The sequence below is a fragment of the Spongiactinospora rosea genome (assembly GCF_003315795.1).
GTDB lineage: Bacteria > Actinomycetota > Actinomycetes > Streptosporangiales > Streptosporangiaceae > Spongiactinospora > Spongiactinospora rosea.
Map to the genome: position 1 here is coordinate 49,774 of NZ_QMEY01000012.1, position 21,148 is coordinate 70,921.

A 21,148-nucleotide genomic window follows, 5' to 3' on the forward strand; every position below is an offset into this window, starting at 1 on the left:
CTCGAAGAGGGCCCGCGAACCCTCCAGCAGGTATCGATGACGCAAACACAGACACCACACCACGGCTAAAGACCCGCCCGTCGGGCGAGGAAGTCGCGGACGGCTTGATCTCGCTCGTGGCCGATGCCCAGTTCGGCCTTCAGGATGCTGGGCAGTTCTCCCGTGGCCACCTCGGTGATGAATCGGCCGGCCGCATGGTGAAGCAGGTCATCCGGAGCGCGGGCGTTCGCCTCGACCTCGGGCAGGCCCTTCCTATCACCGGATACGTCGAAATCTGCGCCAAAGGTCTCAGGCGACCGTCCTGGCAGGCCGGCTTCTGGCCAGGACGCATCTCCGGCCTCGGCCGTCTGTGATGCCACCTCATCGCGCCCCGATGCCACGCGCCGCGCCGGTTCCTCCTGGTCCGAATCGGGCCGATCCTGGTGCGGCTCTGCTGTTTCGCCGCCCGGTGCGGGCCGCGCGGACGGCCCCTGTGGGGGCCACCGCACCGCGAGGGCGGCCGGGCGGTGTGTCGGCGGGTGAGGAACATCGGCGCGGGGATCAGGTACTCCGCCTTTCACGCCAGATGGGTCGGGAAGATGCGCCGGCCGGTCTCCGTCCTGGGCGAACCTCGCAGGCGGTGTGGCGGGCGCGGTCGCCGCCCCCTGCCCGGCCATCGGATGGCGCGTGGACCAGCCGGCCGAGGCCGTGGTGCCTGGCGGTGCGTTGACCGGCTCGGCCGGGGCGGGTGAGGCAGCCGGGTCGGTGACCTGCCCGGCCTGGATGATGGCGCCGACCGGAGACTGCTGCTGGTCGCGAGTGGCGATGCTGAGCAGATGGGCCAGGCCACCCAGCGCGACCGGCGGGACGATGCTGACCGCTACCACCAGGATCCACGTCGAGCGCCCCAGGCTCAGCACGCCGGCCTCGATGAGGTGGTACACCGCGTTGGCCAGGACCGAGGCGCTCACCGCCGCCAGGGCGTGGCGGAACGCTTGGCGGCGCACTGGGGCGGAGTAGGCGCGTTGGTTGGTGGCGATCCGGGTGGCTCCCACCCCGTAGGCGTCGACGGTGAGCGGGAGCAGCCAGGCGAGATGGAGGTCGGCGTCGGCGATGCGGATGGAAGCGGTCCAGCCGGCGAGGAAGCCGAGACCGGCTTGGGCGGTGAAGGACGCGATGATGGTCGAGGCCGCGACCAGACTGACGGTGACGATCAAAATCCAGTCGCGTTTCACCGCGCCTCCGCCGGCGTGGTCTGCCCCGCTGTCCGCCTCGCTTCCCCGGGCTTCTTGGTCTCTTCCCGGCGCCTGAGCCGGTGCTCGGTGACGGCTTCGGCCAAAGCCAGCACCCGCTCATCCGGGCCGGAGCGGTGCCAGATGAGCGCGACCTGGGTCGCGGGCAGGTCCACCACCGTGGGGAAGACCACATCGGCTCCGAAGAAGTGACGGTGCAAGGAAGGGACGCAGATGGCGATGCCGTGCCCGGCGGCCACGTGGGCGCGCAGGTCCCGCAATCCGGCCACGGGACGTCCCGGGCGGTGGTGCGCCGTGTCGGCCTTCCCGGCCCGCACAGCCGGGCCGGGCGGGGCGGGGAACGGGCCACTGAACGTGGCGCGGCAGGCCGGGTGGGTGGTGGGCAGATGCAGCAGGGGGCGATCTTGTAGCTTGGTGAGATCCGCCGCACTGACCGTGGGCTGGTGGGCGAGCCGGTGGGAGCGGGCCACGGCCAGGCTCCAGGGTTCGGCGGCCAGGACCGGTCCGGTGACCAGGTCGGGATCATCGACCGGTAGCCGGGCCAGGAGGGCGTCTACCAGCCCGTCGCGCAGCGACCGGGAGGTCTCGGCGGCGTTGTCGAGGGGGCCGGTGTGGATCTCGATGGTGCAGCCGGGGTGTTCGTGGGCGATCGCCTGCAGAACTGGGCCGCTCACTTCACCGAGGGCGGGTTCAGCCAGACCGAGGCGGATCCGGCCTGTGATACGGCTGGGGGCGGTGCGTACCTCTTCGATGCCCGCCAGAAGCTGCTCATATGGCGAGGTGATGAGGCCGCACAGGCGATGCCCGGCCGCGGTCAAGGTGACGCTACGGCTGGTCCGGCGGAACAGCGGCGTCCCGACCTGGCTTTCCAGACGCCGGATGAGCTGGGACAGACGGACCCGGGAGATGCCGAGCTGCTGGGCCGTTCGAGTGAAATGCAACTCCTGGGCCAAGGCGAGGAAACCACGCAAGGAGGCTAGGTCCGGGGCGTGATCGCTGGCGTTCATCGATGCCCTCCTCATCGCAAAGGGGCGAGCCGGTCGAGGTTCACGTCGCCGAGTGCACCGGGCGGAGATTGCACGAACCATTGCACGGACCACTGGCTAGGGCGGCGTCAGTTGGGATTTGAGATCTCGGCCAGGCCCTGGAATGGCCCCCTGAACAGCCGATGTCGGGATGATGGTGCGGCTTGTGCTCTCGGGGCTGCCCTCGACCCTCCGCCCATCGAGATCACCGCCCGTCCGCCGGGCGCGATGGCAGGCGTCAAGGAAGGCCGGGCGATGCCCTCGCCTCGATGCCCAAGGCGGGGCGGTGGTGTCTGCTTCTCTTTTACCCAGGGTCTCGCGTGTCCTGGGCGGTGCCTGCTTCAGGTGTCACGGGTGCATTGCAGCCCGGTATGGTCACCAGCGGACCGGCCGGTGTCGTAGCAGGCTGGGAAGGTGCCGTTGTCATCCGCCCCCAGCCCGGAGAACGGGCGCGCGTTGCGCCGCGCGAGTACCCGCTGGCGGGTGCTGCGCGTGCTGCGCGTGCTGGCCGGGCTCGTGGTCGTGGAGGTGGCGCTGGGCGGGCTGGTGTGGTTCCTCATCTACCCGCCCGGCCCCGATGATCCGACGCTGAGCAGCCTGGACCAGCTGTTCGGCGTGCTCGGCGGCGGCTCCGGCCTGGCCGCACTATGGGTGGCGATCATCACGCTACGCCGCGCTCCACCGCCGAGCGGCGCTGGGCCCGCTCCGGCCGCTCAAGGATCAGCGGAACCGGAACGACCAGAGCCGGGCTGGCCATTGGAGCAGGTGCGCGACCCGTTCCACTTCGGCCTGGAGGTGCACCACGCCATCGACTCCCCCCTCCCTGATGCGCCGCCGCTGCCGGTGTATGTACCGCGCGCACATGACCGGGCGCTGGGCGAGGTAGTAGCGCGGGCCGCCGCCGGGGCCAGCGGCATCGCGGTACTTGTCGGTGGGTCATCGACCGGTAAGACCCGCGCCTGCTGGGAGGCCCTGGCCCCGCTTCGGGGTCGGGAGTTGCCGTGGCGGGTCTGGCATCCGATCGATCCGACCCGCCCCGAGGCCGCCCTCGCCGACTTGCACGGCATCGCGCCGTATACGGTCGTCTGGCTGAACGAGGCCCAGTTCTACCTGCGGCCCGACACGGTCGGCGAGCAGGTCGCCGCCGGGCTGCGCGAACTGCTGCGCGATGAGCGCAGGGGGCCGGTGCTGGTGCTGGCCACCTTGTGGCCCGGCGAGTGGGACGCTCTGACCGCCCGCCCCGCCGCCGGGCCTGACCTCCATGCCCAGGCCCGAGAGCTGCTGGACGGCCATGACATCGCGGTACCGGAGGCGTTCACCGGTGATGATCTGACCGAGCTGGCCGAACGCGCCGCCACCGATCCCCGCCTGAACCAGGCCGCCGGCCACGCCGTAGACGGCCGGATCACCCAGTACCTGGCTGGGGTGCCGGTCCTGCTGGACCGCTACGCACACGCACCGCCCCCGACCCGCGCGGTGATCGACGCCGCGATGGACGCCCGCCGCCTGGGCGCCGGGCCGCACCTGCCCTTGGCGTGGCTGGCCCAGGCCGCTCCCGGTTACCTAACCGACGCGGAATGGGACCAGACTGGCCAGGGCGAGGCGTGGCTGCAACGCGCCCTGGACTACGTTGCCACTCCGTGCAACGGCATTCCGGGCATCCTCACCTGCGTCAAACCACGCACCAGCCGCGACCTGCGCACCGACCTCGGGGGCGGCGGCGCACCCCGGGCGAAGAGCGGGCCGTTGTACCGGCTGGCCGACTATCTCGACCAGCACGGCCGCCGCTATCGCGTCGGCCAGATTCCCCCGCTCGAGTTCTGGGACGCAGCCGACGCCCATGCCCACCCCGCTGACCTGACAACACTCGGCGACGCGGCCTGGGCACGCGGCCTCTATCTCGCCGCCTCCCGGCTGTTCAAACACGCCACCGCCCACGGCGACTCTGTTGCCGCGGTCGCCCTCGTCGAGCACCTGCGCCCCCTGCACCCCGGCGATTATCGCCCCGCTGCCTGGGCCGCCGCGCATGTCGCCCTCGACAACCCGGACGCGGTGGCCCACCTGCTCGGCCGGTTACGGGAAGCCGGAGCCGAAGACCAGGTCACCACACTGCTCGATCGTAATCCCGCCGCGCACGCCACCCTCGACAACCCGTACATGGTGGCCCACCTACTGGAAGAGCTGCGGGAGGCCGGAGCCGAAGACCAAGTCACCACGCTGGCCAAACGCGCCGCCGCACACGCCACCCTCGACAACCCAGGCGCAGTGGCCCACCTGCTCGGCCGGTTACGGGAAGCCGGAGCCGAAGACCAGGTCACCACGCTGCTCGATCGTAATCCCGCCGCGCACGCCACCCTCGACAACCCGGACGCGGTGGCCCACCTGCTCGGCCGGTTACGGGAAGCCGGAGCCGAAGACCAGGTCACCACGCTGCTCGATCGTAATCCCGCCGCGCACGCCATCCTCAATGACCCGTACATGATGGCCTACCTGATCAGCAGGCTGCGGGAGGCCGGAGCCGAAGACCAAGTCACCACGCTGGCCAAACGCGCCGCTACGCATGTCGCCCTCCACGACCCGGACGCGGTGGCCCACCTGCTCGGCCGGTTACGGGAAGCCGGAGCCGAAGACCAAGTCACCACGCTGGCCAAACGCGCCGCCGCACACGCCCCCCTCCACGACTCGGACGGGGTGGCCTACCTGATCAGCAGGCTGCGGGAGGCCGGAGCCGAAGACCAATTCACCACGCTGGCCAAACGCGCCGCCGCACACGCCCCCCTCGACAACCCAGGCGCAGTGGCTCGCCTCCTGGACGGGGTACGGATGGCCGGAGCCGAAGACCAGGTCACCACGCTGCTCAATCGTAATCCCGCCGCGCACGCCACCCTCGACAACCCGTACATGGTGGCCCACCTACTGGAAGAGCTGCGGGAGGCCGGAGCCGAAGACCAATTCACCACGCTGGCCAAACGCGCCGCTACGCATGTCGCCCTCCACGACCCGGGCGCGGTGGCCCACCTGCTCGGCCGGTTACGGGAGGCCGGAGCCGAAGACCAATTCACCACGCTGGCCAAACGCGCCGCTACGCATGTCGCCCTCGACAACCCGTTCCCGGTGGCCCACCTGCTCAGTAGGCTGCGGGAGTCCGGGGCCGAAGACCAGGTCACCACGCTGCTCGATCGTAATCCCGCCGCGCACGTCGCCCTCGACAACCCGTACATGGTGGCCCGCCTATTGGAAGAGCTGCGGGAGGTCGGAGCCGAAGACCAAGTCACCGTCCTGGCCAGGCGCGCCGCCGCACACGCCCCCCTCGACAACCCAGGCGCGGTGGCCCGCCTACTGGAAGGGTTGCGGGAGGCCCGAGCCGAAGACCAAGTCACCACGCTGGCCAAACGCGCCGCCGCACACGCCACCCCCGACAACCCAAGTGCGGTGGCCCGCCTACTGGACGAGGTACGGATGGCCGGGGCCGAAGACCAGGTCGCCCTGGCCGAGCGGCTTCCTGCCGCGGGGCTATTCGCCGAGTTCCTCGACATCGGCGATCACCGGAAGCGGTTCAGATTCGGGCGGGAACCCGATAAAAGCGCTGCTCCCGCCTGGGGGTGGGAGGACCTGGAGCGACCGGGAACCCGTCCGTGATCTCGGGCGCGGTAAGGCAGGGTGCCGTGGAGTACGGCCCCGCAGCGATAACCAGCGGCACCAAACCACGGAGAGCGCGACGCTCCTAGCCTTTGAGAGGTGGCGCACACCCTGTCGGCGGCGGAACGCGGGAAAGCACGTGACGCGAGCGCCGCAACCGCAGATACAGGCGACGGTCACGGCGCTCAGCACAGGTCCGGCGCTCTCGACCCGGCCTATGCGGGTGAGGGCTGTATGGGCTATTGGCGGGCGTCGCCGGGCCGATAGCGCCGGAAACGGTGGTACCTGGGCGGCAAGCAGGCGGGCCAATGGTCACGAAGAGGTGGCAGTCGCCGGACCGCGGCGCGCATGAGCCAGACCTGGGCGGCATACGGGTAGCCGGACAGAATGTCGATCGCGGCGTCGGTCAGCGGGTCGTCCGGGTCACGCGGCGGGGTACCCAAGGCGCACGCCAGGTGGAACGCCGCCTCGCGCGCTATCGGCGTCGCTTCGCCGGTGGGCAGGCCGTGGACGGCGCAGCACGTGCCGGCCTCCGCTTGCAGGAATTCCATGGTGAGCCGGCCGAAACCGGCGTCGATGATGTTCGCCCCGGACAGCAGCACTCCGCGCACCGCTCGAATGACCCCGTCCCTGCCCGTCATCGGCTCGCCTTGGGCAGCAACGCAGCCGTGGACTCGGCAGCGGCAGCCGCCACCTGCGGGAAGACGGCGGTGTAGGTGTCCCGGGTGAATGTCGTGGAGGTGTGACCGAGCGTTTCGGCCACCACCTTCATCTCCACCCCGGCGGCCAGCATCAGCGAGGCCGCCCCATGCCGCAGGTCGTGCAATCGGATCGGCGGCAACCCGGCCTGATGGGTCAGCCAGTGGAACTGCTTGGTCACGAACGCCGGATGCAGCGGTGCCCCGGCCTCAGTGGTGAAAATGAACCCCGACTCCTGCCAATCCGGCCCGGCGGCCAGGCGCTCCTTGCGCTGGCGGAGGAGGTGGCCGTGCAGCATGGCCATGGTCTCGGCGTCCAGGGCGACGGTCCGGTCACTGGCCTGAGTCTTCGGTGCCGCCTGTGCGGTTTCCCAGCCGAGCTGGGTGATCTGCCAGTTCACCCCAAGCGTTGCGGTGGTGCGGTCGAGTTCGCTCCAGCGCAGGCCGCACGCCTCCCCGCGGCGCAGGCCGCGCAGCGCGATCAGCCGGTAAAGCGCAAAGAGCCGGTGGTGGGTGTGTGCATAGGCGAGAAACGCGCTGGTCTGAGCGGGGGTCCACACCATCACCGGCGACGGGCGCGGTACCGCCACATACACACCGATGACGTCGATCCGCTTGCCGCCGCGCCGTTCCCGCTCTGCTGCGACCCGTTCCTGGTGCGCCGTGGTCCAGGCTTTGACGCGCTCGTCGGTCCAGACCAGCGGTTTCGGTCGGTCACCGGACGGGAGTTCGATAGCGGCGGCCGGGTTGAAGTCGATCAGCCGTTCGTGCTTCATGACGATGTTGAGCGCGTGCCGCAGCGTGGCCAGATATCGCCGCTGCGAGGACGGACCGGAGATTCGCTGCCCTTTCACTTTCGCCCGCAGTTCACCGCTGGCGCGGGCCTCACGGATGATCTCGTTGGTCTCTTCGATCGCCTCGAACATGTCCGCGATGTGACCCGGGCGCAGCCGATCCAGCGGGATCTGCCCCAGATAGGGGGTGAAGTACAACCGGATGTGGCTTTCGTAGCTGCGCCAGGTGTTCGGCGCGAGCCCTTTCTTGCGTTTGAGGAACTCGGCCAGCCACTCGCCGACCAACATCCGCCGGGCCAGGTCCTGGCCGGTGCGGACCTTGCGCCGCACCGTCTCGACGTCCGGCAGTGCACGGGTCTCCCGGATGGTGGCGGTGATCAAGTCGGTCATGGCCTGTCGGGCCGAATCGTCGTCGGGCGCGGGGATGGCCAGCAGTTCCCGGGCCTTGCCCATCTCGTCCTCGGCGTCGGTCTTGGAGTCGAATCCGCCGCGGCGCAGCGGGTTGCGCCTGGTGCCGTCGGACATGGGCGGGAGCTCGAGCTGGTAGTACCAGCGGCCATGCACGGCGCTCCAGGCGCCGGTGGCACGCTTGATCTTGGGACAGTTGGTGCCCAGGCGCTTGCCTGCCGCGTTGCGGCAGGTGCAGCGTTTGTAGGTGTGGCCATCGGCCATGTCGTCATCTCCCTTGCTGTGATCAGTTGAGTGCGCGTACGGGGGGTGCGCTCGTGCGCGGCGCCGGGAGAAGGGCCGGAGCGCGGGTGCCTGTGCAGGTACGCCCATCCGCGGGGCTGACCGCGGCCCGGCCTCCTTCAGTGGCGTTGCACGGCGGCCACGGATCGCACGGCAGGGCCGGCGCACCCCGGTGGTCATCCCGCCCCTCGCGGGGGTGGCCACCGGGTGCAGGACCCGCAAGCCAGCCCTGGTGGCGATCCGGGGCCGGGGCCATGAACGCTCGACTGCGGGACAGAGGGCCAGTCGAAACCCGCCGATTTCCGCCAACGGCCGGCTGGTCATCCGGGTGGGCGCTCAACAGGTCCAGGTGGCGGAGTGTCGCGTTCGCCCTCCGCGGGCGGGGAAGAGGGCAGCGGGAGTCCCAGCAGGGCCAGCAGATCTGCGGTGCAGACGCGATAGGCGGTACCGGCCCGCAGCACCCGGCAGGGGAATTCGCCGCGACGGGCGAGCTGGTAGCTGATGGTACGGCCCAGCCCCAGCGCGCGCCCGGCGGTGGGCAGGTCCACCACCACGGGCAATTGGCAGACCTCGGCGATGCTCATCGAGGCCACCGGTGACCGGGAGCGTCCGCGTGCCGGCGGGCCGGTCATCCTCTGCCGCCCGGGAGTTTGAGAATGAGGACGTCCTCGTGCGCCAGCACATGCAGCGGCGTTCCGGCCGCGCGGGCCCGGCGGGTCTCCAGCATGTGGAAGAACGACGCCCGCGTCACCAGCCCGCCATCGCGTGTCCCGCACAGCAGTGCCACCAGCCGCTGTACCGGCTCCAGCCCGGCCTGCTGGGCGGCATGCCAGACCTGATCGGAGAAGTCGATCAGCCGGCCGTCGCGGCGGAAGGACCGTGCGGTGATCGCCACCACTCCGCCCGGGCGCAGCAGCGGCACGCTGGCGGCGAGGATCTCGGTGAACGCGGCGAGCAGCTGCGGCAGCGGGCGGTGGGCGAGGTTGGCCCGATCCTGTCCGTACCGGTGATCGGACTTGACCACGCCCGCGTGGCCGGTGTCCCGGCTGGAGCGCACCTGCCCGTGCACCGAGTCGCCGTAGGGCGGCGAGGTGAGCAGCAGCCCGACCCGCCCCACCGCGTCCTCCTCCTGCGCCAGCAGGTCGGGCAGGCGGCGCGCGTCCCCGCGTACCACCCGCCCTCGCCCGGTCGCGCCGGCGGCGTATGCCATCTCGAGGTTGGCCTGGGCGATCACCGCCCACCGCGGCTCGTACTCCACCCCCAGCCCATCCCGGCCCTGATGCACGGCCTCGATCAAGGTGGTGCCGATCCCGCACATCGGGTCGAACACCACATCTCCCGGAGCGGTGAAGGTGGCGATCGCCCGGGCGGCGATCGCCGGGAGCATCTTGGCCGGATGCGCGGTGGAGGCGGCCAGGTACCGGCCTCGCCGCTGGAACTGGGCGGGCTGCTGGGCGCCCATCCATACCGACAACGGCAACTCCTGCCGATCACCGGACGGATCAGGCGACGAACGATGGTTTCGCTGGTTCATGATGGATGGCCCTGCGCGAGCCACCTGTGTCCCGACCGACGCTCACCAATACCGCTTTTCGACCGAATTCCGGAACCAAGATCCCGATATTGGCCGGGAATTCGTTAGACACTTCCTGGGCGAGATCAGCGGAAGGGCATTGTTCCCGGGGGCGCCCAGCATGTGCCCAGATCCCGCCCGCCGCTCGCGGCAAGGGTCCACCGGCCGGTCCCACCCCGGGATTCCCCTGTTCAAGGACGCCGGAGCCGATCCTTTCCCGGTCGTGCCCAACCTGCGCCCACCCGGTGTGCTACGAGACCGGGCCCTCTTTTCGAGGCTGCTCCACAAGAGGCCCGATATTCACGCCGTATAGACGACCATTGAGCACCTTCGGGGCAAGAACATTGGACGCCCCCATTCCAATGATCTCGCCCAGGAATTGCCCGCCACGTGTCCAAGGCATGTGCGTTGATGTGCTTTCGACGCGGCCGTGAACGTCGCGCCGCACGGAAGGGAGCACCGCATGCCCACCCCAACCGACCCCCGCCCTGAGCAGAACCCGCGCCGTGAGCCCTCACCGCTTGACGAGCTGAACCGCGCCTTCACCCTGCTGATCGCCGGCCCCAAGCCTCCGGCCATCGACGGCGCCCGGCTCGGGCACGGCCTGCCCCAACGCGCGATCGAGCTGGGCGAGCTGAAAGCGATCACGTTGCACCCGGCCACCGGCCGCGAAGCACGGGACGCGGTATGGCGCGAGCTGCTGGCACGCGCCCGCGACCGACAGGCGACCTGGATGGTCGGCGCCGCCGGGATCGCGGAACCCGGCCTGCGCCGCATCGCCGGACGAATCGCTGCGGGCTTTGCCGGCGATACCACCGATCTGGACGCCGAGGTGCTGGCCGGGTTCGTCCTCGCGGTCCACTACTGCGATCCAGCGAAACCGAACATCGCCGCCCGGTTGTGCTGGGCTGCTTTCCGCGCCGGGCTGGCCGCCCGCCGGGCCACCGAATCCCGGCCCCTCCCCGCCCGTGAGCCGGATCAGATCACCTCGGCCGAGCCACGCAGCGGCGGCCTAGAGCAGGAGGAGCCGGGTGCGGCTCGCGGGCACCCCGACCTGGTGCTGTACGGCGCGGTCGCCCAAGGCGTGCTCACCGCCGTCCAGGCCGAGCTGATCGGCCGCACCCGGATCGAGCACCTGTCCCTGGCCCAGGCCGCGGCCCAGCTCGGCATCCCGGCCCGGTGGGCGTCCACACTGCGCCGCCGCGGAGAGCTGCGGCTGCTCCGCGCACTCGACGACGAGGCGGTGAGCCTGCTACCACCCGCCCCGCCCGCCGAATCCTCGCCTGCGCCACAGCAGCCATCACCCAAGCCGCCCGGAACCCACCGGGAGGCCGATCAAGCCGCGTGCGGGTGGGAGCGGCCACTGGTGTCCCCCGACAACACCAGCCGACCCCCGACCCAGCCGAAGGGAGGTGATGGCCCCGATCCCACCCGCACGCCCACCCCCACTGCGCCGGACGGCTCCGCCAAGGCCGGCGACGCTCCGCAGAACCACGCGCCCAGCGCCCGGTACGACCGGATCCGGCAGGAAACGGAAGGACCGGACCGATGAGCAGGCGGCGGATCCTTCACACGTGCAGCATCGCCGCCGCCGTCGCCGCCGTCATGGCCTTGGTCGCCGTGTTCGTCATCCTCATCTGGTTCACCACGGCACCGGCGTCACTGGCCACGCCACAGCCTTCTCCGCTCGCGAGCCCGCCGTCACTGACCCATGTGGTGGACAACCTGCGGAACTGGCTGGTCGGCCTGCTGGTCACCTTCGCCACCTTGATGCTCACCATCGGCGGGATCCGCTACCTGCTGTCCGGCGGCGACCCAGGCGAGGTGGCCAAGGCGAAAAGCACGCTGCGGATGGGCGCCTTCGGCTACGCGATCGCCGCACTCGCGCCACTGCTGGTCAAGATTCTGAGCGGAATCGTGGGGGTCTGACACCATGCGCCCTCACTTCCCGCTTCGACCCTTCTTCCGCGCCGCACACCGCTTCATCCCACCCGCCCGCCGGCCGCGGACGCTCCTGCCGCGCATGCCCCTTGCGGCAGGCGTGATCGTGGCCATGACCGTGCTGGCCGGACTCACCGTCTGTGGATGGCTTGTTGCGGCCCCCGCGGTCGCCGGATCCGCGCCGACACCAGTACCGTCCCCCACCCCGACAGCCAGCCCGACACCGTCCCCGTCCGGGTCGCCATCGCCACCGGCAGAGCCAGAGGGCTGCGGCAACCTCGATATCGGCTGCAAGATCTCCCAAGGGATCGGGACCTGGCTAGAAGAACTGGCCAAATCCGCGATTCGCCCGGTGCTGGAGCAACTCGGCCAGACCCTCCTGGAAACCCCCCGCGTCGACCGGCAACCCCGGGTACAGCAGATCTGGAGCACGGCCCAGATCGTGGTCAACACCATCTATGTGCTGCTGGTGATCGCGGGCGGGGTGATCCTCATGTCCGCCGAAACCCTGGAGAGCTCCTACACCATCAAGGACATCGCGCCCCGGCTGGTCGTGGCGTTCATCGCCGCCAACGTCTCCAGCCAGGTCGCCGGGCTCGCGATCGGGCTGGCCAATGCCTTGGCCGCCGCGCTGCTCGGGCACGGCCTCACCCCGCAGGCAGCGGCCGACACCCTGGCCCAGCGCCTCGATCAGAACCTCGACGCGGGCGGGGTGCTGATCGTGCTGCTGGTACTGGCGGCACTGGTGTTCGCCGTGGCCCTTTCGATCGTCTACGTAATGCGGATGACGCTGACCATCGTGCTGGTGAGCGCCGCGCCGATCCTGCTGGCCTGCCACGCCTTACCTCAAACCGAAGGACTTGCGTTCCTATGGTGGCGGGCGCTGGCCGGGGTGCTGGCGGTGCAGGTGACCCAGGCGCTGGTGTTCGTGATCACGCTGCGGGTGCTGCTCACCCCCGACAACGGCGGCGTGCTCACCACCGACAACCAAGGCTGGGACCTGCTGATCGTGATCTGCATGCTGTACGTGCTGCTCCGCATCCCCACCTGGATCATGCGCCGGGTCATGCACGGCGGTGGCCGCGGCCTGGTCGGCCTGGTCGTCCGGGTCATGGTGCTCCGCCGGATCGTCACCTCCCCCCTCATCCGCACCCTCGCCCACCGTGCCCGAAAGACCCCGAAAAGCGGCGAACGGCCACGTCCTGGGCCTGGTGGGGGTGAAGGGTCGTGAACGAGCGTGTGACCATCCCTGCCAACATCGACATCGAGGACCGGCTGATCGCCAACCTGACCGGGCGGCAATGCGTGATCCTCACCATCGCAGCGGCGATCATCTGGGCCGTCCACACCCTTGCCGGGCCACGCCTGCCGTTGACGGTGCTCGCCGGGATCGCCGTGCCGGTGCTGGCCACGGCGGGGGCGCTGGCGTTCGGGCAACGCGACGGACTCACTCTGGACCGCTTCCTGGTCGCGGCATGGCGGCAGGCCCGCGATCCCGGCCGTCTGGTGTTCGCCCCCCACGGGCTACCCGGGCTGCCGCCGTGGGCGCCACACGCCCGTGACCTCGCCGAGCCCGGCGATATCCCCGACACTGATCGATACGGCGATCCCCGCGAATGGCCCGGCGGCTCACTGCGCGGCGGGTCCGGCGGCCACGAGCACGGCTGGGACGAACGGCCTGACCACGGGCTCCGGCGACGGCCCAGCACTTCATCCGCCTTAGCCTCGGCAGGCCGGCGCAGGCCGCCGGCCCCGGCTTGGCTACCGGTCGAACACATCAGCGCCGACGGCGGCATCGACCTGGGCGGGCACGGCGTCGCAGCGATCGTGTCCTGCTCCACGATCAGTTTCGCCCTGCGCACCCCCGCAGAGCAGCAGGCGCTGGTGGACGCCTTCGCCCGCTGGCTGAACTCCCTCACCGGCCCGGTGCAAATCGTCCTCACCGCCGAGGCCGTCAACCTGGCCCCGGCGATCCAACGGCTACGCGCCGACGCCCCCGCGCTGCCGCACGTCGCCCTGGAACACGCCGCTCTGCAGCATGCCGCGTTCCTCGCCCGCCTGGACGCCTCCCGAGACCTGCTCCGCCGTCGCGTCCTGCTGGTGCTGCGCGAACCGCACCCGCCCCGGGCGGCCGGGCGGCATGACATCGACGGCGCCGGCCGCCGGGTCCTGCGCCGCGCCGAAGACGCCTGCCGCGCCCTGGCCGCCGCCTCCGTCCACGCGCGGCTGCTCACCGGCGACCAGGCGATGGCCGCCTTGCAGGCGGCCATCGACCCCGCCTTCCCACCCGGCCTGTCCGCCCTCGCCCTGCCCGGCGCGACGATCACGAGGAGGAGAGCCTCCGATGAGCACCGCTGACCACCACCCCTCGACCCGCCGCCTCCTGGACCTCCTCCTGCCGGGCCGCCGCCCGACCGGCCACCGCCGCGCCACGGCCATCCCCGTCCCCGCCATCGGCGTGCGAGCCCGGCAGGTCAGCCTGGACGGCGCCTGGGCGGCGAGCTTCCTGATCACCGGCTACCCCCGCGAAGTCGGACTCGGCTGGCTGGAACCGCTGCTCACCTACCCCGGACGCCTGGACGTCGCCTTGCATGTGGAGCCGATCCCGCCACAGGTCGCCGCCGACCGGCTACGCCGCCGCCTCGCCCGCCTGGAATCATCGGCCCGGGTGGACGCCGAACACGGCCGGCTCGCCGACTTCGCCGCCGAGGCCGCCACCGAGGACGCCTACGACCTGGCCTCCCGCCTGGCCCGCGGCCAGGGCAACCTGTTCCGCCTCGGCCTGTACCTGACCGTGCACGCCCCTACCGACGACGCCCTGCACATGGAGGTCGGGCGGGTACGGGCCCTGGCCGCTTCCCTGCTGCTGGACGCCAAACCGGCCACCTTCCGCGCCCTGCACGGCTGGATGTCCACCCTGCCCACCGGCGTCGACCTGCTGGGCGTGCGGCGTACCTTCGACACGCAGGCCCTGGCCGCGGCGTTCCCGTTCACCAGCCCGGACCTAACCGCCGAGGTCGGCGACCATCCCGTGCTGTATGGGATCAACACCGACTCAGCCTCGCTGGTGATGTGGGACCGCTTCGCCCAGGACAACTACAACAGCGTCATCCTGGGCCGCTCCGGCGGCGGCAAGAGCTTCCTAGCCAAACTCGACATCCTCCGATCCCTCTACACCGGGGTCCAGGTCACGGTGATCGACCCGGAAAACGAATACGCCCGCCTAGCCCACGCGGTCGGCGGCACTCATCTGCCCCTCGGCGCGCCCGGTATCCGGCTCAACCCCTTCGACCTGCCCGATGTCGCGGCCACACGGCAGGCGACGACCTCGCCAGAGGACCCTCGCAACCGCGGTGGCGACACGGGCGAGGATGGGCTGGCGCGCCAGGCGATGTTCATCCACACCCTGATCGCTGTCATGCTCGCCACCCCCCTGGCGCCGGCGGAACGGGCCGCGCTGGACCGTGCCGTCATCACCGCCTACAACCACGCGGGGATCACCGCCGATACGCGTACCTGGGCTCGTCAGGCGCCGCTGATGCGCGACCTGGACGCCGCCTTACAGGCCGATGAGAAGGACCCGGCGGCGGCGGCGGGGCTGGCGGCACGCCTCGCCCCGTACGTGACCGGGTCGCACAAGGCGCTGTTCGACGGCCCCACCACCATCCGCCCCACCGGTCATCTCCTGGTGTTCTCGCTGCGCGACCTACCCGAGGAGATCAAACCCGTGGGGGTGCTGCTCACCCTTGATGTGATCTGGCGGCACGTCGCCGACCCGGCGCGACGCCGGCCCCGCCTGGTCGTGGTCGACGAAGGCTGGCTGCTCATGCAGCAGGCCGAAGGCGCCCGGTTTCTGTACCGGATGGCGAAAAGCGCCCGCAAGCACTGGACGGGATTGACCGTGATCACCCAGGACGCCGCCGACGTCCTCGGCTCCGACCTGGGGCAGGCGGTGGTCGCCAACGCCGCCACCCAGATCCTGCTCCGCCAAGCTCCGCAGGCCATTGACGCCATCACCGACGCCTTCGCCCTGTCCGACGGCGAACGTGGCAAGCTCCTGGCCGCGCCCCGCGGCACGGGCTTGCTGGTGGCCGGCTCCTCGCGGGTGTCGTTCGAGGTGGTGGCCAGCAAAGCCGAACACGACCTGTGCACCACCTCCCCCGAGTACCTGGCGTCCTTGCAGGCCGATGAGGCCGGCTCCGGCATCGAGGAGCCGTGAGCACCCGGTGAACCCCGCGGTTCACCGAACCGCAAGTACCTTCCGCCCAGCGGCAATTGTCGGGTTCCGGCGCGGCCGTGACCGAGTGGAGCTCTCGCCTGCGGCGGCTCGCCGGTCTGGTCGATCCGCGTCCTTGTGGAGGCGCCGGCCGTCCCTGCCCCGGCCCGCGCCCTCACGCCTGCCACGGTGCTCAACCCTCTGCCCTGCCCCCAATCATCTGGGAGAACGCAGTGATCGATGATCTGCTCGCCCGTCTCCGTGATGACCCGGCCCGGCTGCTGGACGATATGCTGTCCGGCCTTGCCGACCGGCCCCTGCGCTACGCCCTGCTGGCCGTGGGTCTGATCGCCGCCGTCGCTGTGCCCGCCACGTTGGCCCGGCATCTGATGCTGGCAGCGCGCCACCGCCACAACCGTGCCGGCGCCCGGCACGTCCTCATTTCGCCTCCACCCGAGGTCGATCCCTCCTCGGCCATCACCCTGTGGAGCAACCTGATCGGCCTGCTCCGCCCCGCCTGGCGCCGCCTGCTGTCCGGGCAGCCGCACGTGGCCTTCGAGTACCTTTGGCACGCCGACCGGCTGCACATCGCCCTTTGGGTCCCCGGCGCCATCCCTCAGCACCTGGTGGAAAAGGCCATCGAGGCCGCCTGGCCGGCCGCCCGGACCACCGTCACCCCGCACACCGAGGTCTCCCCGCCGATCCCTCTCGACGCCTGCGCAGAAGGTGGGCGTCTGGTACTGGCCCGGCCGGATCACTTCCCGCTGCGCTGGGAGTTCCCCACCGACCCCCTGCGCCCCCTGCTGGGTGCGGCCAGCGGTCTGGCGCCCGGCCAGCACGCCATCGTCCAAGTCCTTGCCCGCCCGGCCACCGGCCGCCGCCTCGGCCGCGCCCACCGCGCCGCCGCCGCCCTGCGCGGCCACGCCCGCTCCACCGGCCTGGGCAGACTGTTCGATCTCCTCACCCCCGGTCCCACGCCCCGGCCCGGCCCCGCCACCCCCGCCACCGCCCACCCCGAACACAACGCCGAGATCCGCGGAATCTTGACCAAGGCCGCCCAGCCCCGCTTCGAGGTCCAGATCCGCTACGCAGTCGCCACCACCTGGACCACCGGCCCTCGCGCCAACACCGGCCCCACAGCGGCTCTTCCCTCGGCCGCTCCAAAAGACCGGCCCCGCAAATCCCAGCCCGCACAGACGCAACAGGTCGAACGCCATGAACCGACCAGCACCGGCGGCGCGCACGCTCCCCAGATGTCGGCAGAGGCGGCCGAGACAGCGGCAAGGTCCTGGGCCAAAGGCACCGCCCACGCCATCGCCTCCGCCTTCGCCGTCTACGCCGCAACCAACCACCTGCGACGCCGCCGCCTCCCCCACCCCGCCCGCACCCTGGCCACACGACGGCTCGACCGCGGCGAACTGCTGTCGGTGGGCGAACTGGCCGCCCTGGCCCACCTTCCCCTGGATGCGGCCGTTCCCGGCATGGCGCGAGCCGGAGCCCGCTCGGTCCCTCCACCGCCGAACGTGCCCCGCCCCGGCCGCTACGTCAAACCCCTCGGCACCACCGACGCCGGACCCGCCCGCCCGGTCGGCGTCCCGGTTACCTCGGCCCGCCACCACCTGCAGATCATCGGCGCCACCGGCGTCGGAAAATCCACCCTCCTGGCCCACCAGATCCTCAACGACGCCGCCGCCGGCCGCGCCGTCGTGGTCATCGACCCCAAAGGCGACCTCGTCATCGACCTGCTCCGCCGCCTGCCCGAAGGCGCCGCCCACCACCTCGTCCTGCTCGACCCCGACGACTCAGGGACCCCACCCGCACTGAACGTACTCGCCGGAGCCGACCCCGACCTGGCCACCGACAACCTGGTCAGCATCTTCCGCCGCATCTTCGCCGAATTCTGGGGCCCCCGCACCGACGACATCCTCCGCTCCGCCTGCCTCACACTGCGCCACCAGCCCCACGCAACCCTCGCCGACATCCCCCGCCTCCTCGGCGAGGAGACCTACCGCCGCGCCGCCCTGGCCAGGGTCCGGGACGAAGTACTGGCCGGGTTCTGGGACTGGTACGGCCAGCTGTCCGCACCCTCACGCTCCCAAGCGGTGGGCCCGCTGATGAACAAACTCCGCGCCTTCCTCCTGCGCCCTTACGTCCGCTCCATCGTCGGCACCCCCAACGCCGGACTCGACATGCCCCACCTCCTGACCACCGGCGGCATCTGCCTGGTCCGCGTCCCTAAAGGACTCATCGGCGAAGACACCTCCCGCCTCCTGGGCTCCATGGTGCTGGCCAAAGTCTGGGAGGCCGCCGCCCTGCGCGCCCGCCTCAGCGAACCCGCCCGCCACGACGCCACCCTGGTCGTGGACGAAGCACACGGCTTCCTCAACCTCTCCCACGGCATGGCCGACATGCTCGCCGAAGCCCGCGCCTACCGGCTCTCCCTCGTCCTGGCGCACCAGAACCTGGCCCAGCTCTCCCGCGACATGCGCGAAGCGATCTCCGCCAACGCCCGCAACAAGATCATCTTCAACGTGTCCCCCGAAGACGCCCGCACCCTGGCCCGCCAGACCCTGCCCAACCTCACCGACCACGACCTCGCCCACCTGGGCGCCTACCAGGCCGCCGCCAGACTCCTCATCGACGGCGCCGACACCTCCGCCTTCACCTTCACCACCCGCCCCCTCCCCGACCCGATCCCCGGCCGCGAAGAGCAGATGCGCCGCGCCGCCCGCCGCAACGCCGCACACGCCGTCACCACCGACTCCCCCACATCCGACGGCCGGCACCCGCCGCACGCCCGGCCCCCAGCAGCAGACCCCCGCCGCGCCCCGGCCACACCCCCCGCACCCACCCCGCCGCTGGCCCCTGCATCCCCGCCGCCCGCTCCCGCACGCGACCGTGAACAGGAGGGCTGATGCCACCCCCACGCGAACACGCCGGACCCGGCCGAATCGACCCCGCCCCCCGCCGCCAACTCGACCACGACCTACTCGCCCAGCTGACCACCCGGCTGACCGAACGCGACCTGTGGCTCCTGAACCTCCTGCACGAACACCGGGTCCTCACCCTGCCGCAGATCACCCAACTCGCCTTCCCCAGCCGCCGCGCCGCCGCCCACCGCCTCCTCACCCTGTACCAGCACACCGCCGTCGACCGGTTCCGCCCCGCCCGCCCCCTCGGCTCCGCCCCCCACCACTACCTCCTCGGCCCCGCCGGAGCCGCCGTCTTGTCCCAGCGCCACGACACCGACATCGGCCACCGCGCCGAACACGTGACCGCCCTGGCCCACTCCGCGAAACTCACCCACCTGGTCGGCTGCAACGGCTTCTTCACCGCACTGATCGCACACTCCCGAAACACCACCGCCTCCCCAGCCGACGGTCAGAGCGTGCTGGAGCAGTGGTGGAACGAGAAACGCTGCGCCCAAAGCTGGGGCCACACCGTCCAACCGGACGGCTACGGCCGCTGGCGCCAAAGCGGGCGGATCGTCGATTTCTTCCTCGAGTACGACACCGGCAGCGAACCCCTCGCCCGCCTGACCGGCAAAGTCCACGACTACCTGGAGCTGGCCGACGCCACCGGCATCTACCACACCGCCGTACTGTTCGCCCTGCCCAGCATCCGCCGCGAACACCACCTGCACGACCACCTCGGCCACCACGGGCGCAGCATGCCCATCCCCATCGCCACCACCAACACCGCCCTACTGACCGCTCACGGCCCCGCCCGGGCCATCTGGCAGACACTCGACAACACCAGCGGCGACGCCGAACACCGAACCGCCCTGATCGACCTGCCCATCTCCCGCTCGGCCGCGACCACACCACCCGCCCACAACTCCACCCACCCAGGCGACGCCTCCGCAGCCGGACCGGGACAGGCCACAGGACGGGTGATGCCGCGATGATCGGCAAAACCGCGATCGGCATCACCGTCATCTTTTTCGGCCTCATCACCGTGATCGGCGCCGCCGGCGGCGCGACACTCCCGCCACCCGAGATGCCCGACCGGCGCGAACGATCAGACCCACGTCGTTCACCCGCCCCGAAGACCAGCCCGCCCGAGGTGCCCGAGGGTGGCACCGCCGCCGGACGCAAAGCGGTCCAGGCCGCGCTGCGCTGGCTCGGTACCCCCTACTCCTGGGGCGGCGGCGGACCCGGCGGCCCCTCCCGCGGCATCTGCTGTTCCCCCGGCGGCCACGACGGACGCAAAACCGTAGGGTTCGACTGCTCCGGCCTCACTGAGTACGCCTGGGCCCAAGCCGGAGCGCGTATCGGATCCACCACCGTCCCGCAATGGCGCGCCGGCCCTCGCATCCACACCAGCGACCGGCTCCGCCCCGGCGACCTGGTGTTCTTCGGCGGCGGCTCCGGCGAGCCCACCCACGTCGGCCTCTACATCAGCAACGGCACCATGGTCCACGCCCCGCGCACCGGATCGGTCGTGCACACCGTCAACTTCTCCCGATCCGGCTACTACACGCTCCGTTACCGCGGCGCAGTCCGCCCTCGTACCAACGACCGCTGACCCCGCCAAAGGGGCGCATCTCGCGCAGCGCACGTCACCCGTACGCTGCCGCCAGCCGTGTCACCGAAACGCGCTCCCGTCCGCGCCACACGAACTGTTACAACGCACGCCGAGGAGAACTGCGGGCGGCTCGCCACAGCCCGCCGCCAAGGCGCACCAGACGGCGCTGAGCTGGGCGGTCACAGTTCGTGCAATACCCCGACGGCACCGTCAAGGCTGCGCGTCGCCACCCGGCGACCGCTCCCCCACGAACGAACCGTAAGGGAGCACCCTCATGCCCTCCTCGACGCGACCCGCCCGACCACACCTCACCACCGCGCTACGCCTGGCCGCCACCGCCCTCGCCACCACCGCACTGGCACTGGCCACCTCCCCCACACCCGCCCAGGCGGCCAGCGACGGCTGGCAGGACTACTACGCCGACGCCGGCAGGGTCTCGGTCAACACCGCCCGCAACCAGATCACCGTCTGCGACCAGCAATTCGACGACCTCTACATCAAGGCCGACTTCGTCACCACCTACACCGGCACCTGGACCGTACAGGCACCACAAGGCGACTGCACCACCGACCGCACCTGGATCAGCAAGATCACGACCGTCACCCTCTGCGGCGGAACCAAACTCTTCGACACCGTCCGCTGGAACGACTGCAACACCCCCCTCCGGATCACCAGATAACGACCCACGACCAGGGGGTGTGCGCCGCGGTGCACACCCCCGCCACCTCACCAAGATCAGATACCTTCAGCCTGCCTCCTTGGCACGGGTCCTTCAGTCTCGTACACGTATCCGCCGAGCCCCCCGACATGCCG

16 protein-coding genes are annotated in these 21,148 nt (G+C 70.9%); 10 read left to right on the forward strand and 6 right to left on the reverse strand.

The genetic code is table 11. From position 1 onward, the window contains the following. Positions 1–65 precede the first annotated feature (65 nt). Positions 66–1,196 carry an ICP22 family protein gene (locus DP939_RS25195; RefSeq protein WP_113983254.1) on the reverse strand — a complete coding sequence of 377 codons (1,131 nt, stop codon included), beginning with the start codon at positions 1,194–1,196 and terminating at the stop codon, positions 66–68. A gap of 14 nt (positions 1,197–1,210) precedes the next feature. Next, positions 1,211–2,239 carry a LysR family transcriptional regulator gene (locus DP939_RS25200; protein WP_158578686.1) on the reverse strand — a complete coding sequence of 343 codons (1,029 nt, stop codon included), beginning with the start codon at positions 2,237–2,239 and terminating at the stop codon, positions 1,211–1,213. 432 nt (positions 2,240–2,671) lie between these two features. Here DP939_RS25200 and DP939_RS25205 point away from each other — a divergent pair, with 432 nt between their 5' ends. Continuing rightward, positions 2,672–5,896 carry a hypothetical protein gene (locus tag DP939_RS25205; RefSeq protein ID WP_147268127.1) on the forward strand — a complete coding sequence of 1,075 codons (3,225 nt, stop codon included), beginning with the start codon at positions 2,672–2,674 and terminating at the stop codon, positions 5,894–5,896. A 239-nt stretch (positions 5,897–6,135) separates the two neighbouring features. Here the strand turns inward: DP939_RS25205 and DP939_RS25210 are convergent, their stop codons facing one another. The 4 genes from DP939_RS25210 to DP939_RS25225 all read right to left on the reverse strand — a co-directional run bounded on the left by DP939_RS25210 (position 6,136) and on the right by DP939_RS25225 (position 9,612). Further along, entirely contained in the window at positions 6,136–6,537 is a 402-nt protein-coding gene (locus DP939_RS25210; protein ID WP_147268128.1) for a hypothetical protein, read from the reverse strand. Next, positions 6,534–8,060, reverse strand: a complete 1,527-nt coding sequence (locus tag DP939_RS25215; RefSeq protein WP_113983258.1) for a tyrosine-type recombinase/integrase — start codon at positions 8,058–8,060, stop codon at positions 6,534–6,536. Before DP939_RS25215 ends, DP939_RS25210 begins: the two co-directional genes overlap by 4 nt. A gap of 338 nt (positions 8,061–8,398) precedes the next feature. Beyond that, complete coding sequence (locus DP939_RS25220; protein WP_225878483.1) at positions 8,399–8,662, reverse strand: DNA-binding protein; 264 nt, start codon at positions 8,660–8,662, stop codon at positions 8,399–8,401. A 44-nt stretch (positions 8,663–8,706) separates the two neighbouring features. Beyond that, complete coding sequence (locus tag DP939_RS25225) at positions 8,707–9,612, reverse strand: TRM11 family SAM-dependent methyltransferase (protein WP_113983259.1); 906 nt, start codon at positions 9,610–9,612, stop codon at positions 8,707–8,709. 502 nt (positions 9,613–10,114) lie between these two features. Between DP939_RS25225 and DP939_RS25230 the strand changes: the two genes are divergently transcribed. The 9 genes from DP939_RS25230 to DP939_RS25270 all read left to right on the forward strand — a co-directional run bounded on the left by DP939_RS25230 (position 10,115) and on the right by DP939_RS25270 (position 21,014). After that, positions 10,115–11,203, forward strand: coding sequence for a hypothetical protein (locus tag DP939_RS25230; RefSeq protein WP_113983260.1), 1,089 nt, complete (start codon positions 10,115–10,117; stop codon positions 11,201–11,203). Continuing rightward, on the forward strand, positions 11,200–11,580 hold the full coding sequence (locus tag DP939_RS25235) for a pilin (protein ID WP_113983261.1): 381 nt from the start codon (positions 11,200–11,202) through the stop codon (positions 11,578–11,580). Before DP939_RS25230 ends, DP939_RS25235 begins: the two co-directional genes overlap by 4 nt. A 364-nt stretch (positions 11,581–11,944) precedes the next feature. Next, positions 11,945–12,823 carry a hypothetical protein gene (locus DP939_RS25240; RefSeq protein ID WP_113983262.1) on the forward strand — a complete coding sequence of 293 codons (879 nt, stop codon included), beginning with the start codon at positions 11,945–11,947 and terminating at the stop codon, positions 12,821–12,823. Continuing rightward, the gene (locus DP939_RS25245) at positions 12,820–13,950 is read left to right on the forward strand and encodes a PrgI family protein (RefSeq protein WP_113983263.1); all 1,131 of its coding nucleotides are present in this window, start codon (positions 12,820–12,822) and stop codon (positions 13,948–13,950) included. Before DP939_RS25240 ends, DP939_RS25245 begins: the two co-directional genes overlap by 4 nt. Continuing rightward, entirely contained in the window at positions 13,937–15,811 is a 1,875-nt protein-coding gene (locus DP939_RS25250; protein ID WP_113983264.1) for a VirB4 family type IV secretion system protein, read from the forward strand. The genes DP939_RS25245 and DP939_RS25250 overlap by 14 nt, the downstream gene beginning before the upstream one ends. Positions 15,812–16,041: 230 nt before the next feature. Continuing rightward, on the forward strand, positions 16,042–18,723 hold the full coding sequence (locus DP939_RS48820; RefSeq protein ID WP_113983265.1) for a type IV secretory system conjugative DNA transfer family protein: 2,682 nt from the start codon (positions 16,042–16,044) through the stop codon (positions 18,721–18,723). Beyond that, on the forward strand, positions 18,723–19,715 hold the full coding sequence (locus DP939_RS25260) for a replication-relaxation family protein (protein WP_113983266.1): 993 nt from the start codon (positions 18,723–18,725) through the stop codon (positions 19,713–19,715). The genes DP939_RS48820 and DP939_RS25260 overlap by 1 nt, the downstream gene beginning before the upstream one ends. Continuing rightward, the gene (locus DP939_RS25265) at positions 19,712–20,335 is read left to right on the forward strand and encodes a C40 family peptidase (protein ID WP_113983267.1); all 624 of its coding nucleotides are present in this window, start codon (positions 19,712–19,714) and stop codon (positions 20,333–20,335) included. The genes DP939_RS25260 and DP939_RS25265 overlap by 4 nt, the downstream gene beginning before the upstream one ends. Before the next feature lie 274 nt (positions 20,336–20,609). Then, positions 20,610–21,014, forward strand: coding sequence for a hypothetical protein (locus tag DP939_RS25270; protein WP_113983268.1), 405 nt, complete (start codon positions 20,610–20,612; stop codon positions 21,012–21,014). The last annotated feature ends 134 nt before the right edge of the window (positions 21,015–21,148 follow it).

Bases quoted from the DNA above. Each gene is read 5' to 3' on its own strand.
- DP939_RS25215 (WP_113983258.1), bottom strand. From the start codon at position 8,060: ATGGCCGATGGCCACACCTACAAACGCTGCACCTGCCGCAACGCGGCA.
- DP939_RS25230 (WP_113983260.1), top strand. From the start codon at position 10,115: ATGCCCACCCCAACCGACCCCCGCCCTGAGCAGAACCCGCGCCGTGAG.
- DP939_RS25265 (WP_113983267.1), top strand. From the start codon at position 19,712: ATGATCGGCAAAACCGCGATCGGCATCACCGTCATCTTTTTCGGCCTC.
- DP939_RS25250 (WP_113983264.1), top strand. From the start codon at position 13,937: ATGAGCACCGCTGACCACCACCCCTCGACCCGCCGCCTCCTGGACCTC.
- DP939_RS25235 (WP_113983261.1), top strand. From the start codon at position 11,200: ATGAGCAGGCGGCGGATCCTTCACACGTGCAGCATCGCCGCCGCCGTC.
- DP939_RS25220 (WP_225878483.1), bottom strand. From the start codon at position 8,662: ATGAGCATCGCCGAGGTCTGCCAATTGCCCGTGGTGGTGGACCTGCCC.
- DP939_RS25200 (WP_158578686.1), bottom strand. From the start codon at position 2,239: ATGAACGCCAGCGATCACGCCCCGGACCTAGCCTCCTTGCGTGGTTTC.
- DP939_RS25260 (WP_113983266.1), top strand. From the start codon at position 18,723: ATGCCACCCCCACGCGAACACGCCGGACCCGGCCGAATCGACCCCGCC.
- DP939_RS25210 (WP_147268128.1), bottom strand. From the start codon at position 6,537: ATGACGGGCAGGGACGGGGTCATTCGAGCGGTGCGCGGAGTGCTGCTG.
- DP939_RS25270 (WP_113983268.1), top strand. From the start codon at position 20,610: ATGCCCTCCTCGACGCGACCCGCCCGACCACACCTCACCACCGCGCTA.
- DP939_RS25225 (WP_113983259.1), bottom strand. From the start codon at position 9,612: ATGAACCAGCGAAACCATCGTTCGTCGCCTGATCCGTCCGGTGATCGG.